A 14,041-nucleotide genomic window follows, 5' to 3' on the forward strand; every position below is an offset into this window, starting at 1 on the left:
TTCAAGGCTATTGCCTTGCCTCTCAACGCTCCCTTCGTCTAGCGGTTAGGACGCGGCCCTCTCAAGGCTGAAACAGGGGTTCGATTCCCCTAGGGAGCGCCAATCATTTCAATGCCTTAGAGCTTTCATCGAAAACTCGTCGAATATCCGTTGAATAAGCGCCGACGAACGTTGGCGAACTCCGCCACACTAATTCAGTGATGCGATCGCCTAGCTCTCTGCCATAGTTGGTACCAACGTGACGCACAAAGCGGATCGCGGTCAGCGCCAGCCAGAGTTGGCGCTGCGACTATTCGTTGCTCGCGGTGAACATGTCCGAATTCAATCCATCGCCTAACGATGCGCCGATCAAGCAACCCGCCGAAGACAGGTTCGGTATCGATCCTTTTGCGCAGGCGCTTGCATCATCCATTCGCAAGATCAAAGCGCCGGAAGGCACGGTGATCGCGCTTAATGGTCCTTGGGGATCGGGCAAAAGCAGTGCCGTAAATCTTATCCTGCATCATTTGAAAGACGCCGTTGCCGCGGACGAAATCGCCATCGTGAACTTCGCCTGCTGGTGGTTTCGTGGCGAGGAGGCCTTGGCGCTGGCTTTCTTTCGCGAGCTTTACGCGGGCCTCGGCCCATCGCTCGGCGACCGCTTCAAGAAAGCTCTGCCAAAGATCGGGGCTCAGTTGCTGCGAACCGGCGCCCTTGTCGGTGCTGCTGCTGATCTTGCGGGATACAAGGGAGCCGGCAAGGCCGCCGAAGCGGGCCTTGCGTGGCTCGCCGATCTGATTCATACCGAGGACACGGTTGAAAAACTTCATGCCGAGTTGACTGCCGCGCTGGGGGCCCAGAAGAAGCGCTTCCTCATCGTAATCGACGACATCGACCGCCTGTCACCGGACGAGGCTCTTCTGATCTTTCGTCTCGTGAAGTCAGTGGGCCGTTTACCAAACGTCATCTACCTGCTTGTCTTCGATCGCGAGCTTGCCGAGGGGATCGTTTCGGAGCGGTTTCCTTCAGAGGGGCCGCATTATCTCGAAAAGATCATTCAGGCGGGCTTTGATCTACCGCTGCCTCAAGCCGCCGATCTCAATCAGGAACTGCTGCGCCAGATTGGCACCCTATGCGGCTCTCCCCCTGAGGAGCAGCTCAAGCGCTTTATGAATGTGTTCTACGAAGTCATCGCGCCGGAAATCCGCACGCCGCGCGATCTCATTCGTCTGATGAATGCGCTGGCCGTCACTTGGGCTGCCGTCGGCAGCGAGGTCGATCTTGCGGACTTTGTCGCCCTCGAAACGCTGCGGCTTCTTCGGGGCGAAGTCTACCGTGTCATTCGCGCAAACAAAGGCGAACTCTGCGGTTTGGCGCCGCGAGGCACGGGAGACGGACGGGGTAGAGCAAGTGAGATCGATAGCCTGCTGCTCGGCTCGGTAAAGGAGATCGACCGCCCGCGCTTGCGACGAGTGCTGATGCGGCTTTTTCCGCGTCTCGAAAGCGTGTGGAATAACCTTCACTACGGTGAGGGTTCGGACAGCGAATGGGTGCGCGAGCGCCGCGTATGCACGAAGGAGCATTTCGGTTCTTATTTCCGCTTCTCCGTGGGAGACGACGTTCTTCCTCGGGAGGAGATAAAAAGTATCATCGCCAGGGCATCCGATGCTGCTTTCGTGCAAGCTACCCTTCGAGCGGCTTTGTCCGTCGCGCGCAAAGATGGGACCACGAAGGCCCAGCTCCTGCTGGACGAAATGACTATCCATGCTGGCGATGTCGCCGACAAGGATGTCGGTCCACTTTTAACGGCGGTGTTCGAGCTTGGGGACGAAGTCGATGTTCCGGGAGACCGGGCGAAGGCCTTTTCGGTCGCCGACAATGTGCTCCGCATTCACTGGCTGCTGCGTCGGTTGACCTTGGAGCGCTTCGATCTAGCAACGCGTTCCGCCATTTTTGTCGAGGCTTGTTCTAAAGCCGGGTTGGCTTGGCTCGCCGATTTTTCCAGCTCCGCCTATCGCGATTACTATCCGGTCAACGGCAGGGCGCCCGAACCTGAATCAAATTGTCTCACGACGGAGGCAGACGCCGTTGCGCTGGAAGCCTTGACGCTCAACCGCATACGGGCTGCAAGCCAATCCGGCGAATTGCTGAAGGCCAGGCGATTGGCGCGGTTGCTATTCGACTGGCGCGACCTGGCAAAGGATGACGGCGCAGAGGTCAAAGCATGGACCGCGGAGCAATTCAAAAATGATGCTGCAATCGTCACCTTCGCGCGGGCGTTCACGACCTATTCGTGGAGCCAGGGTATGGGCATGTCCGGTCTTGGTGACATTGTAGCCAAGCGTCATACGCGGGCGGGTGTCGATTCCCTCGATAAAGTTCTTGATCTGGCGGCTTTCAGATCCCGCGTTGAGGAGCTGGATGCGCGCAACGCAACGGACGATGACGGCGCAGCGATCCACGAGTTTCTTGAAGCCTGGCGCCGTCGAGACAAGAATCCGCGCGACTAAGCCAATCGTCGCGCAAGCTCAGATGCTTCTCTATTCCGGGGGCGACGGTCCACTGCGATCTGTCCCCGTGCCGCCAGCTCTCAAAGAGTTACGGTCGGCCCTGTTTGAGGCCATCGGTTATATGTTCGGGAATTTCGATCTCGAACAGTGCCGTGGCTGGCGTTACGAAGGCGATATCAGTCGCGCCATCATAGCTGCAAGACGCAACGCCAAATACATTTCCAGCCGCGTTGAATAAGGCGCTAACAGTGGATCGCTATGCGCAGGTCTCACGCCAGCCGCTCCACTGGGGCGGGCGGTCGCTGCTCTGACCTGTCCGCGTATAGATGACAGCCCGGTCGTTCACGACAGGCCATAAGAGTTCGATGCGCTTTTCGTAGGAGCCGTTGTTGAAGATCAATCCGCGCGGTCGATGCAATCCCCACGCGGTCGGATTGTCGGGCCGTCCCAGCAAAAGGTTAAAGTGGACGCCCGCGACGCGAAGCTTGATGCCCTTGATTTCGCCTGTCGGGGCGTTTAGCGCCTCATAGTAGAACTCCGTTGCGAGCGTCAGAGGGGCGGCCGGAAAGGGGACGTACAGTCCCCATCCTTCGGGCCACCGCTCGCCAGTCAACAGACGCAGCAATGTGTCCGGAATAGCCGTGTCGCTGCTTTTGGCGGCCGCGAGGCCGCAGTAGAGCTTCAAAAACCATCGTTCGATCAGATTGCCGTCGACCTGTGTCAGAGGATGTGTGGCTTCCGGACGCTTATCTACGCCGTCGATCGCGCGAAACAATCTGCCGGCCGCCTTGTCCAGTTGGCTCAGTCCGGCGTTGTGCTTTTCGCACAAGACCTTTGCGACAAGCGCGTTGATCCCGATGCTCTGAAACGTATCCGGCGGCTGCCACAGAAGTCCTCCAACATGAACGGCACCGCCGCCGCCGATCGCGTCAAGAACGGTGCGCGAGATATAGTGCTCGCTGGAAATCTTGCCTTCGCAAGCGCCATGGCCGTGCAGGAAGCATCGTTTCATGGTTCGCCCGCCGTCTACGCCGCCAATCGTCTCCAGTCCTCTGCCGGAAACATCGCCGCGTAGTTTCGAAGCATGAACCACGCATAGGGCGGATCGTATCTTCGCCGGACGGTTTCGCCAGGTGTCCGTCCAAGCGCCTCGCAGCAAAGATCGATTCCTTTTCGGGCCGAGTTCTCGATCGCAACCCATTCCGTGGCGTCGCGGTCGGGGATGCAGTCAAGGAACGACAGATCGCGGGTTTCGAGCAGGTAGCCACCTAAAAGAACATGCACGCGATTATGATGTTTGGGACAAAGCCACTGATAATCATGGATGGCATCGTCGACGCCGCATTCGAACTGAAGCGCGAGCGGAAACGAATGATGCGCGTGAGTAACTTCCGGATCCGCATATCACACATGGCTGCGGCCGTTCGCGTATGAAGTCCCGGAATTCAGCTCGGGCCGTCTGAAGCCAGGCCTTTCGTCGGGCATTGAATTAGGCCCGCCCTTCAGGACTGCCGGCGGGCATCAAGGTTTCGACAACCGCGTTGCGCTCCGCGGAGTTGGGCTCACCGCACCGCTGGTAGTTGGCCTTGACATAGTGCGGCATCGGGTCTTCGCGCCGCAGCGGCACCAGCCAAGGCTTGACCCCGAGCGTCCGACAGGCGGCATAGCGAGCCCGCCCGTCCCAAATCATCCCTTCATAAAGAACGATTGGAAGCCGCTGGCCACGCGCGCTCATGTCTTGTCTCAGGACGCCATAGAGAGCGCCGCTCATTGTGGGCAAAGAACGCACGATCGGATGTACTTGGAGTGTTGGCATGAGTGCGGCTCCGAGCAACGATGCCCCTCCGAATCAAGAGGGGGTATGAATTATAGCACAATCTCGTCGTGTCCGTTGGCCGCAATCGGCGCGCGCGTCGTAAGAAAGATCTAGCCCACGAACTGGCGCTTGATCGACGAACGTCCCGCCGCACCGGTGATGCCGCTACGAGCGCGGCTTCGGCGGGATTGAGAACATAGGAAAGAAGCTTCTCTGGGTTTTGATACGAATAACATCGCTGGCGATGATCGTATTCGCCTTTCGGCGCTCGCCGCCGGCCTCGGTGATGACTTCGAGGTCCGGGTTATCGATGATTGCCGAATGGATGTCGTCGGTATGGGCAGGCGTGGCGTTGTAGATGCTCTCATAAAACGTGCCGACCTCTATCGCGTCGCCGAATTCCGATACAAGACGCGGAATGTCTGCCGTGAGCTGATCTTTGGCGGAGGCTCGTCCAGACATATCGAAAAGGTAGAGAGCACCGCTGTCGTGAGTGGGATCGTAAGAAAGCATATCCAGGCCTGACCGTCCGTAATGCGCCTGAAAGCTGCTATTTGCATGGAGTATGTCATTGTACCATTGCCGTGCCCTGTACGAGTTCGCGAAATGGATCAGCCAATATCGCCAGCCATCCGGGTTGTTGATCGAGAACGGGCTGACGAAGGGGGCACAGCTCCAGAATGCGCCGAAGACCAACTTCTCGGCAACGCCAAGCCAGGTCTTCTTGTTCATGCCGCCTTCGAGGTTCTTTAAGTCGGCTTCGCTCAGGTCGATGGCGGCGAGTTGCGACGCCAGTGCCGTCGGCTCTTTTGCCCGCAAAAACGCGAGCAGAGACTCGATTGCAAAAGTGTAAAAGATTTCGGCCGACGGATAGGAGCGCATGATGTCAATCAGCGTCGAGCGATTGACGCGACTGTGTCCGCATTGGTCGAGATTGAATACGACGTTGCGAAATCGGCCCTGTTGCAGCGACTGCTTGATGCCGGGATAAGCCGTCTCGAATTCGTCGCTTCTGTATTCGACGCTGATGTGCAGCTTGGGATGATGTTGCCTCACTTCGGCAAGAAGCGGGGCGACATGGGTCTTCAGAATCTCGATCGCTTGCAGACTGGCGTCGTTGAGAATGAGCAAGCACTCGATTTCAAGGGGTTTCAGACCGTTGGCGGATCTGTAGATGTTGAACCGCTCCACCGCGGCCTTCAGCTCCTCGAGGAAGATCAACGGCGAGCCGGGGGCGCCGCAGCTATATTTTCCGGCGCCGGCGAATCCTTCGACGATGGCCAGCCGGAATTTCTCCTGTTGAGGCAGTTGGCAGCGAACGGTCAGGTAGCGAGAGAAATATTCTCTAAGTATTTTGTGTTTGCGCTTTGAATGCTCTTCAAGCTTTGCACCGTCAGGCCACTGATAAGGCTTTTCAACCATTCTCCCCCACTAGCCGGCGCCCATGGCGTGTTCTGGCATCTGATCCCAAAATTGACCGCGATATTCGCGTCCATTCGCCTTTTTTGAGCGGCGCTTGTTGTCTTTGCCCCATGTTCCCCACTGCTTGAAGAAGAAGGCCGTTCGTTGCCGCACGCACTGCGCATAGATTTCGTCGATCCACTCTTCCCTGATCGGCCTTGCCGCACTGCCGCTTTCTCCGCCGACGATGGCCCAATCGATGTCCTTTAAATCAATCGGGCCGACCGGTCCGATCAGGGGTTCGAATGAAATGAAGCGGATTGCGGCCGGTACGGCGCGAAGATCGTCGGCACGATCGCGCACTTCCGCGTTCTCAATACTGGTCCCAAGCCAGACGTTCGGGAGAATCGTGTCCACCCGATCGGCGACAAGTTGAGCCATGCGCCGCGGGCGCTTGGTGAGAATCTGATAGTTGTGCTGCGGGGTCGCCCGCATAACCTTCCAAACATCCAAAATGAACTGATCCGTGACCTGCTCGTGGAACAGATCGCTCATTGAGTTGACGAATATCTTCTTCGGCTTCTTCCACCCGTAAGGTATGTCGAGCGCCGCTCGATCCTCCCTGACCACGCCGTTCCAGACGGTCCGCTTGCCGCTGCGCCGCGTTAGACCCTCGTACTTCTCGACGCCCATGGCTTCGAGACGCTTGGCCATCTGCATTGCATAGCAATTCGTGCAACCGGCCGTGACGATGGAGCAGCCCGCGACGGGATTCCACGTTGCATCGGTCCATTCAATATGCGTCTCGGCCATGCGACTACTCGAAGTTACTAGAGTGAGAAGTATATCAAACTAAAGAGAAGTCCTCACCAACTCAATAATGCCTTCAGCAGGATCGAAAAAACAAAGCAATTCTTATCAGTAGCTCGCTTCGTGTGAACCTCTCGCTGCCTACAATGCGCTGAGATCGTCCGGTACGTCGCCGAACTTCCTGATGATCTTTGCATCGCCGAAGTCGCCGGTGGCGGGATCACCTGTACGGCTGAAGGCGACAGCTCCGACATGTCCCGGTTTGCGCGACAAAGCTTCCGCGCGCATGACGACCGCCGTCGAGTTGAAGCATTCGGTTGGCTCGCCGGCCACGATGCCGTCGTCGGCAGCGACGAAGGGCAATGCCACGAAGTAGGTCACTTGCGTCATGGTATGCTCCTAGCCGGAATATGTGCGAAATCGCCCGCGGATGAAGGCGTGCGAGACCGCCTTGTTCAATGCCTCGTTCTCGGATTCCAAATAGCTGTTCGCAACGATGAGCGCGCGAATGGTCGCGCGCAGATCGCTGCCGCATGTGTCGATCGCCTCGTCGACGGCAGCCTCGAGATCATCCGCGCCTTGTGCGTTCGGCTGAGATTCCGAGGACATGGCGCCGTCCCTGATTGACCGGGCTGGCCCTATGTTCTTATTTTGTTCTCATGAAGTCAAGCTGCCGTTTCACCCCGCCCTGGAGCCTGATCCGGGAAAATTCCGAGTATTATGTTATCCGGACGAAGGCCTTGTCCGACGTTTCGGCGCTCTTGTTCGACCGCCGCGGTGTTGCGCGCAGCGTCAAGCGCGCCGATGCGACGGGTGAGGGCCTTGATCTCGGCTGCGTCGTTGAATTTCAGCCGCGGCCAACCGTCAATTGCTTTTGCCAGGCGTCGCAGCCGGTGAGGGCGGTGAAATCCGAGCCCGGGAATTCGATAATGCGCAAAATACTTCGCGCCGGCAGCGGCTCTATGGCGCAGTCGGTGTGCAGAACAGGTTCACTCGTCTGCAAACCGTTCCAGATCAGGAATTGCCGCGCCACTTTCATGTCCAAAAATGACGGCCCTCGGAGACTTGAGATCGGCACCTCGGCCTCAACCAGGCAAGGCGTGCCGATGCCGGCAAGGAGCGGGCCACGAACGGCATGCGTATCGTGCGAATTATAAAGAGACTCGCCACCCCAGTAACTCAGAAGATCCGAAAGCCCGGTCTCGCTGTCCAGGTTCGGCGGGAAGAAGCAGAACCAGATGCGGCCGGCCCGGTTCTTCTCGGCGGCCTCATTGTCGGCTATCAGCTCGGCCGCGTTCGCGGCATCCAGCAGGCCGCCGTCGCGCAAACTCTCGATGCGTTGGTGAAGCATCGCCTCGTTCGGCAACTGCATGCCTGACGATCGTATCCGTGCGATTTCTGGTCGGATCAGCCGGGTGCAATGATAGCCGTGGAGGGTGTAGTTGTTGAGGACCTTGCGCAGCTCGCCCAGCGCGCGATCATAGTCGGGGCCGGACACCGACTCGCCGCCTTGCGCACCGATCTTTTGAAGCTCCCAGGCGCGAAAAACGGCCTGATGCCGCCGGAGATGATCGAGCAGCTCGTCAGGCCAAGTGTCTTGTTTGTTCATGTCCATGGCTGAAGATCGCAGCCTGCGCTGACTTTCGCAAGGCGATTGCGCGCGCATCGGCTGATGCTGTCGTTCTCGCTTGGGACCGAGTCGCTCGCTATATTTGAAACTGGCCGAAGCTCGGAGGCGTTTGGCGGTGGATATCGACGAGTTCAGAAATTCCCAGATGCGGCTGTACGGGCTCACTAAGGCCGATGAGAGCTATACGTTCTATCACGACGAGACCAACAATATCATCAAGCTGCATGTCGGCGTCCAAGGCTTGAACGTCGCCGAACTGAAGGTCTTCGTTCTGGGCGGTGTCGTGCACGAAGGGGCGCCTCGTGCCATCGACATCGAGCCCTTGCGTGCGGCCATGCGCGTTCAAAAGTCGGCGCCCGAAATCAAGCTTAAGCACGTTGCGAAGGGCGACTTTCTTGCGGTGTTGCGCTCTGCCAAGCTGACGACGGTTTTGCGCTGGATTGCCGACAACGGTTTGATGATCCACTATCATGACCTCGACCCGCTCTATTGGTCGATCGTCGATATCATCGATTCTATTTTGTCCGAACTCCGCGATCCTGTGCTGATCCAATATCATGCGCTGCTGAAGAGCGACCTGGCCGCGGTCCTGAGAAGCTATCTCGCGGCAACGATCAATCTGTTCTATCGCTATAATTATCCCGACCTGGTCCCGGAACATCGCAAGCCGTTCCTGAATGAACTCGTCGATCTGCTGAACCATAGCGTTGACGTGCTGTCACCGGTCAATGCACGCATGTTAAAGAACGTGCTCAAGGCCGGCCGGAGCCTGGAGAGTCTTGATTTCATCGAAGGCTATCCGCCCCATCTGCTCATCGATGACTTCAGTACCTTCTACATGGGCAGGATTGCCATATTCAAAAATTCCGCACACGTCCTCGACATGGAGGAGTCGATCCGCGACCGTTTTGAACGCACGCCGCTCACCAGCGGTGGCAAGCCGGTCACTCACTATCGCTTCGCGGATTCCAAGGCCGAACCCGGCATCCAGCTCTCCGATATCGTCGTGGGCGTGCTAGGCAAGATGCACACCTATTTCACGGAAACGGCTGCGGAGGAGATTGCGGCGGATCGCGCCGGTCTAGCCGGCACCAGCTTGCAGAATGCCGAGCTGCTGCGCGATCTGATTTCTGCTTCGCACGTGGCCAACATAGCCTTTCTGAATCATGTCTCGAGCCTGCACGATCTCGACAAATTGGACCTATTCCTGCGCTTCTACGACGGGGCCCACGCCGCATGATAACCGTCAACGCGCAGCGGCGAGCAGTCGGGATAACGTGAAAAACATACCTGTCGAGAAGTAGCTGCGAAGGCGCCAGACTCTACCATCTAAGCGCGTCCGCGATCTCGCGGCTGGCTTGATGCGATGGTTGCCCGTTGTGCCGCTGTAGTGGTGAACGTGCGCGGCCAATCGTAATTCTTGCGGTGGACTGGAGTACGCGGAAACAGCGTATCAGTTGACCAGTAGCGCAATTTATGCATAAGTCGATATTGCCGGCGCGATATCGCAACAGGCCGGGGCGAGGTCCAAACTCGCTCCGGTCCGCGCTGGATTTTAGTAGGTGCCGGAGGCGAATGAGCCAAGATACGTTCTTGAAGGAAGACCTTGCCAACCTCCGTAAGGAGATGAGGCTTACGCAGCAACAGATGGCCGACGCCCTCGGCATGGCGCTGCGCGCTTATCAAAGCATCGAGTCGGGAGAGTCTGAGTATCGGTTTATTCATCGACTGGCGGCTGAGCGAGTCGCGCTCATGATCGCGGCGGACCGAAAGGAGCCCATGCTGGCACCGTCATCCGTTCGCGATGATGCGATTGAACTGGTTCGCGTCGGCCGCCTGACCGGTGCCCCGGTGTTCCAGAAAGCGCGCACTGACGACGGTAATGACAAGGCGGCGTCCGCTGAATATCAGGCCGCGGGATTCCGCGCAGCCTATGGCACCGTCGGCGAAGTGGTCTTGCTCGCAAGCGCGATCGACAGCCAGCTCAATCACGTACTTATACAACTGCTCCATCTTGTCGAGTCGCCCATGCTCGAGGCCGTGATCGCTACGCTGGATACGGTGCGCAAGATCGAGATGCTGAAGGAGCGGTCGACGTTTATCGCGCAAACACGCTGGCAAAAGCCGGTGCGGATGTATGTCGAGAAGGTCGAGCGCGTATACAAGTGGAGGAACATCGCCTGCCACACGCCGATGATTCCGGACGAGAAGCACGGCGCGGTGTTCGTGCCGACTGCGGCGGCCAAATTGCTGAAGGGCTTGCAGTTGAACGAGCCGGTCGCAAAGCGCGTGCCTTACTCGGAGCTGGAAGCCGCGATCAAGATCGGCGAGTCCGCTCTGGCGGAGGGCATGAGCCTCATAGAGAACTTTCAGAAGGTAAATATCGAGCGGAAAAAGCGCTTCGGTTGAATGGGGGAGCATGGCCGGGTTTGAGGAGTTCGAGCGTTGCATGGCGTGGCTGACGCAAACGGAACGAATGTCGGGTTGCTGACATGAACGAGACGCTTCGTAATCTATTCGTCAAGCGGCTGATCGAAAACATCGAGGTCATCGCGCCGGGGCCGCGCTTCGAGCGGTTCGGCAACGCTTATGTCGACTTCTATTTGGGGGTTCCCTTGGGCCATCGCGGGCTCAATGCGCTCGGCAATCCGGTCGGACACACGGTCGATACCGTATCCGATCAGGGGCATGTGGCTGCCGAATATACGATCGACAAGAAATACTTCGATGGCGATATGGACAAGGCGCGGAACGATTTCGAGCATGCGCGCAAAAAGCATCCGAACGCGAAGGACGTTTTCCTCTTATGCACCGAGACTGCGGGGCCAAAGCGATACAGCGAAATGGTCGAAGAGGCCGCCAAGTACAGGGCGAAACATGGCGTAAGCATTCACCTTCATGATGGAAGGCGCATTGCAGAGACGATCGTCGACCGGCTGCTGGGAAACGACGCTGTCGTCGAGCGGCTCGGCGAATATTTGCCCGCGTTGGGGCAGATTCGCGACGAATACGAAGCCAGCAACCTCGTGCCCGATCCGGGTAACGGCTATCTGGCGCGTCCCGCGGTGGAGAAAGCTGTCGCGGATGCGCTTGCCGCCTCGTCTTGCGTCAAGGTCGCTGGGATGGGTGGCAGCGGTAAATCGCAATGTGCAGCCGCGGTCGCGGCGGCTCAACGGCAGCAATACGATCTGATCATTTGGTGCGACGCAAGCCAGCTCAGGCATTTGGAGCAACTCGCAAGCCTACCTGTGGCGCGGTCGGGTGTCAGCCGGAACGTCGTCGCCTTGCTCCGAACGATGCGATGCCTGCTCGTTCTCGACGATGCTCGGGTCGTGTTCGACCGGGCGCGCGTCGTCGGCATGTGCGGAACTGGTTCGAAGGTCCTCATTACAACGCGGCAGGCGGATGCCGATGCCTATTTGATCCCGCCGCTCGAACCGGAAGACGCGCGCGAAATGCTGGGCAGTGGCATTGATGGCGGCTGTCCCGCAGAGGTATTCGACGCGGTATGGTCGACGATCGGCGGTCATCCACTGACCTTGCGGTTGATGAATGCCGCAGTCTCAGATCGAACCGCGAGCTGGCAGGAACTGGTTGCCGACTGCCAGGCCGTGGCGGAATTTGTTGACGACCGCCAGGAGCGCATCGCCGATCGGATCCTTCGCCGGTTGATGCCGGCGCTCAATCGCGAACTTTCGCTATTTGCCTGGGCGGGACAGCCGACGTGCGATCGCGGATTTGCCAGGCATGCCATCCAGCCCGTTGGACTGCGCAAGCTGCAAACCTATTGCCTGACGACGCCCGACGCTGGCGCCAGCGTGCGGATACACGACATCGTCTATTCGTGCCTTGGCTCGACGCCGGAACTGCTCACTGACGCGCGCCAACGCGAGCTCGGCGACGCATTCGAGGCCTATATCCGCTCGGTCTACAGTCTCGACTTGGAGCTTGTGGCTGTCTGCTACGGAATGAAAGCCGTACTCGAACGCCTCGTTCGCGCGGGCGATCGCCGTCCTGCTTTTCTTTATTGCCTGCTAATGGGCTGGGACCCTGCCGAGGTGGACCCTGCCTTGATGGGCGACATCCATGCCTATGCGAAAAGCCTGGGCGGCGTGCAATCGCCCGAGCCTATCGCTATTAGCGTCGCGCTTGAAGCTATCGAGGCTCGTTACCGCCACGAGCGGCCGTCGTCGTATGATACCGCCAAAGCCAATTTGCTTTCCGCTCTGCCGATTTTCGACGAACTGGCCGCATTGACCGGATTGACGGATCGTTCGCAGGCCGAAATTCAGCATCACCGCGGCAAGGCGCTGAAACTCGTTGGCGAGACCACCGAAGCGATAAAGGTGTTCGAGGCCGTATTGGCCGGACCGGTTCCGCTTCAGGCCGCGCGTCTGCAACTGGTCCGCATGTATGCGAGAGAGCGAAAGCACGCGGATCGTGCGCAGCAGCTCGTGTCGGAGATATTGAAGACCGCGCAACAGAAGCCGCAGGAGGTTGCGAGTTCGATCGTGCTCGGCAGCATTGAGTCGCTGTCCGGCGCAGTGCCGCCCGATCGCCAAAGGCTAATTTACGCCGACCATGGCGACATGATCGAGGAGCGGATACTGACATCAGCGATGGTAGGAGCGGATCAAGCCTATCAGGCATTTGCGGTCATCGGCCGCTACTGGGCATGGAACGAGCCGCAGCGATTCAAAAGCGTATTCAACTCGCTGCCGCGCCGCTCTGTGGCCGACGTGACGCGGGACTATGACCGCTCCGCTTATGGAGAAATCCTGCTCGAAATCGGTGGCGATACAGATATCCCTCAGCAAGAGCGTCAGATCATGCTGGAGGACTCGCTTGGATTCTTCGAGGCGATCGAGAAGCCTTCACCATTCCAACTGCGCAAAATGGGCGAAGTGCTCGTCAAGCTGTCAAAATGGGCCGATGCCGAAGCGGTGCTGCTGCCGCTGGAGGCCAAGCAGGAGCCTTGGCGCAGCTATTGGCTCGCGAAGGCAAGACTCGGAGCCGGAAAGGCTCAGGATGCGCTGCAGGCCGTGGACGCCGGGCTCCAGAAGCTCGATTCGTCCAGTCAGTATTTGAGCACATTCAAAGCACTTCGATATGATATCCGCGTGGACCTCGGTGACTCAGGGGCGATTGACGACCTTCGCGAAGCGGCCGCAAGCTGCACCAATGATCGGTACAAAGCCGTCTTGATGCAGCGTCTTGCTGCGGCTGAATGTGCAAAGCCGGCATGATTTGCCGAAGCCAGCCGGTCTATCCGGCAGCCGAAGCCCCCGGTCAATAGGCTCGACCTCACTGGATCAGCGTTTGGAGGATTTCACGCCCGCGCGGCGCGCTGTGCCTGCTTTTCGTTTCAACTTTCGGGCCTTCGCAGGCGGCTTTACTTCTGGACTCACATCGACGCCGAATTCGAGGATGGTCTCGCGACCGCCGTGCTTTGACAGGACGCGCTTTCCGTTGGAAATCGTGCGGCCGTCAAACACCAATAGGTAGCCTAGGTTCGTGTCCCGGTTTTTCATGTACTGCGTGATCTGCAGTTCGCCTGACGCCGCGCGAGAATGTCATCGGCAGGATGCGGCGCGGATCCGCTCCACTTACAATCAGATGCGCCAAACGGTGTGCGAGGGTGTTCGTCTTGCCGGATCCCGCTCCTGCTGTCACGAACAGCGGTGCTCCGACGTGAATGCTATCCGGGACGCCGTGTTCGACAGCTCGACGCTGGATGCTGCAGCCGAAGCGAGCATGAATCAGTTTCCCCGCTGAAATTCAACGCTCGATGATTTCCGCTGGAACCGCAACACGGTCGACCATCCTGCCACTGCCCTTTGGAGCGAATGGCAAATTCGGCCTTCGTCCCCTGCGCGACGGCACACGGTCGTCGAG

At 58.5% G+C, this 14,041-nt stretch carries 13 protein-coding genes, 1 tRNA gene and 1 pseudogene; 6 read left to right on the plus strand and 9 right to left on the minus strand.

The window, feature by feature from the left end:
• The first annotated feature begins 27 nt into the window (after positions 1–27).
• From ACE10X_RS08725 to ACE10X_RS08735, 3 genes are all read left to right on the plus strand, one after another.
• Positions 28–102: transfer RNA gene (locus tag ACE10X_RS08725), tRNA-Glu, on the plus strand.
• A gap of 209 nt (positions 103–311) precedes the next feature.
• Positions 312–2,489 carry a P-loop NTPase fold protein gene (locus ACE10X_RS08730; RefSeq protein ID WP_028343441.1) on the plus strand — a complete coding sequence of 726 codons (2,178 nt, stop codon included), beginning with the start codon at positions 312–314 and terminating at the stop codon, positions 2,487–2,489.
• 22 nt (positions 2,490–2,511) lie between these two features.
• Positions 2,512–2,727, plus strand: a complete 216-nt coding sequence (locus ACE10X_RS08735; RefSeq protein WP_145972840.1) for a hypothetical protein — start codon at positions 2,512–2,514, stop codon at positions 2,725–2,727.
• Between the two features lie 18 nt (positions 2,728–2,745).
• On the opposite strand, the gene ACE10X_RS08740 is transcribed toward ACE10X_RS08735, so the two are convergent.
• From ACE10X_RS08740 to ACE10X_RS08770, 7 genes are all read right to left on the minus strand, one after another.
• Positions 2,746–3,501, minus strand: a complete 756-nt coding sequence (locus ACE10X_RS08740) for a hypothetical protein (protein ID WP_016844874.1) — start codon at positions 3,499–3,501, stop codon at positions 2,746–2,748.
• 477 nt (positions 3,502–3,978) lie between these two features.
• A complete protein-coding gene (locus ACE10X_RS08745; RefSeq protein ID WP_125459155.1) occupies positions 3,979–4,224 on the minus strand; it encodes a hypothetical protein in 246 nt (81 codons plus the stop codon).
• Positions 4,225–4,470: 246 nt separating this feature from the next.
• Positions 4,471–5,727, minus strand: a complete 1,257-nt coding sequence (locus ACE10X_RS08750) for a three-Cys-motif partner protein TcmP (protein ID WP_028343442.1) — start codon at positions 5,725–5,727, stop codon at positions 4,471–4,473.
• Between the two features lie 9 nt (positions 5,728–5,736).
• Positions 5,737–6,519: a phage Gp37/Gp68 family protein gene (locus tag ACE10X_RS08755; RefSeq protein ID WP_028343443.1), complete on the minus strand. Its 783-nt coding sequence runs from the start codon at positions 6,517–6,519 to the stop codon at positions 5,737–5,739.
• A gap of 138 nt (positions 6,520–6,657) precedes the next feature.
• Positions 6,658–6,906, minus strand: coding sequence for a hypothetical protein (locus ACE10X_RS08760; RefSeq protein WP_016844879.1), 249 nt, complete (start codon positions 6,904–6,906; stop codon positions 6,658–6,660).
• Positions 6,907–6,915: 9 nt separating this feature from the next.
• Positions 6,916–7,125, minus strand: coding sequence for a hypothetical protein (locus ACE10X_RS08765; protein ID WP_016844880.1), 210 nt, complete (start codon positions 7,123–7,125; stop codon positions 6,916–6,918).
• A gap of 238 nt (positions 7,126–7,363) precedes the next feature.
• On the minus strand, positions 7,364–8,131 hold the full coding sequence (locus tag ACE10X_RS08770) for a hypothetical protein (RefSeq protein WP_016844881.1): 768 nt from the start codon (positions 8,129–8,131) through the stop codon (positions 7,364–7,366).
• A 130-nt stretch (positions 8,132–8,261) separates the two neighbouring features.
• On the opposite strand from ACE10X_RS08770, the gene ACE10X_RS08775 reads away from it, so the two are divergent.
• From ACE10X_RS08775 to ACE10X_RS08785, 3 genes are all read left to right on the plus strand, one after another.
• On the plus strand, positions 8,262–9,386 hold the full coding sequence (locus ACE10X_RS08775) for a DUF3800 domain-containing protein (protein ID WP_028343445.1): 1,125 nt from the start codon (positions 8,262–8,264) through the stop codon (positions 9,384–9,386).
• A 335-nt stretch (positions 9,387–9,721) separates the two neighbouring features.
• On the plus strand, positions 9,722–10,555 hold the full coding sequence (locus tag ACE10X_RS08780; protein ID WP_016844883.1) for a helix-turn-helix transcriptional regulator: 834 nt from the start codon (positions 9,722–9,724) through the stop codon (positions 10,553–10,555).
• An 83-nt stretch (positions 10,556–10,638) separates the two neighbouring features.
• Positions 10,639–13,392, plus strand: a complete 2,754-nt coding sequence (locus tag ACE10X_RS08785; RefSeq protein WP_028343446.1) for an NB-ARC domain-containing protein — start codon at positions 10,639–10,641, stop codon at positions 13,390–13,392.
• A 66-nt stretch (positions 13,393–13,458) separates the two neighbouring features.
• On the opposite strand, the gene ACE10X_RS08790 is transcribed toward ACE10X_RS08785, so the two are convergent.
• The gene (locus tag ACE10X_RS08790) at positions 13,459–13,677 is read right to left on the minus strand and encodes a hypothetical protein (protein ID WP_125459156.1); all 219 of its coding nucleotides are present in this window, start codon (positions 13,675–13,677) and stop codon (positions 13,459–13,461) included.
• Between the two features lie 31 nt (positions 13,678–13,708).
• A pseudogene (locus ACE10X_RS08795) lies at positions 13,709–13,906 on the minus strand (UvrD-helicase domain-containing protein); the annotation flags it as partial.
• Positions 13,907–14,041: the final 135 nt, after the last annotated feature.

It is taken from the genome of Bradyrhizobium sp. Pha-3 (assembly GCF_042258325.1).
Lineage (GTDB): Bacteria > Pseudomonadota > Alphaproteobacteria > Rhizobiales > Xanthobacteraceae > Bradyrhizobium > Bradyrhizobium elkanii.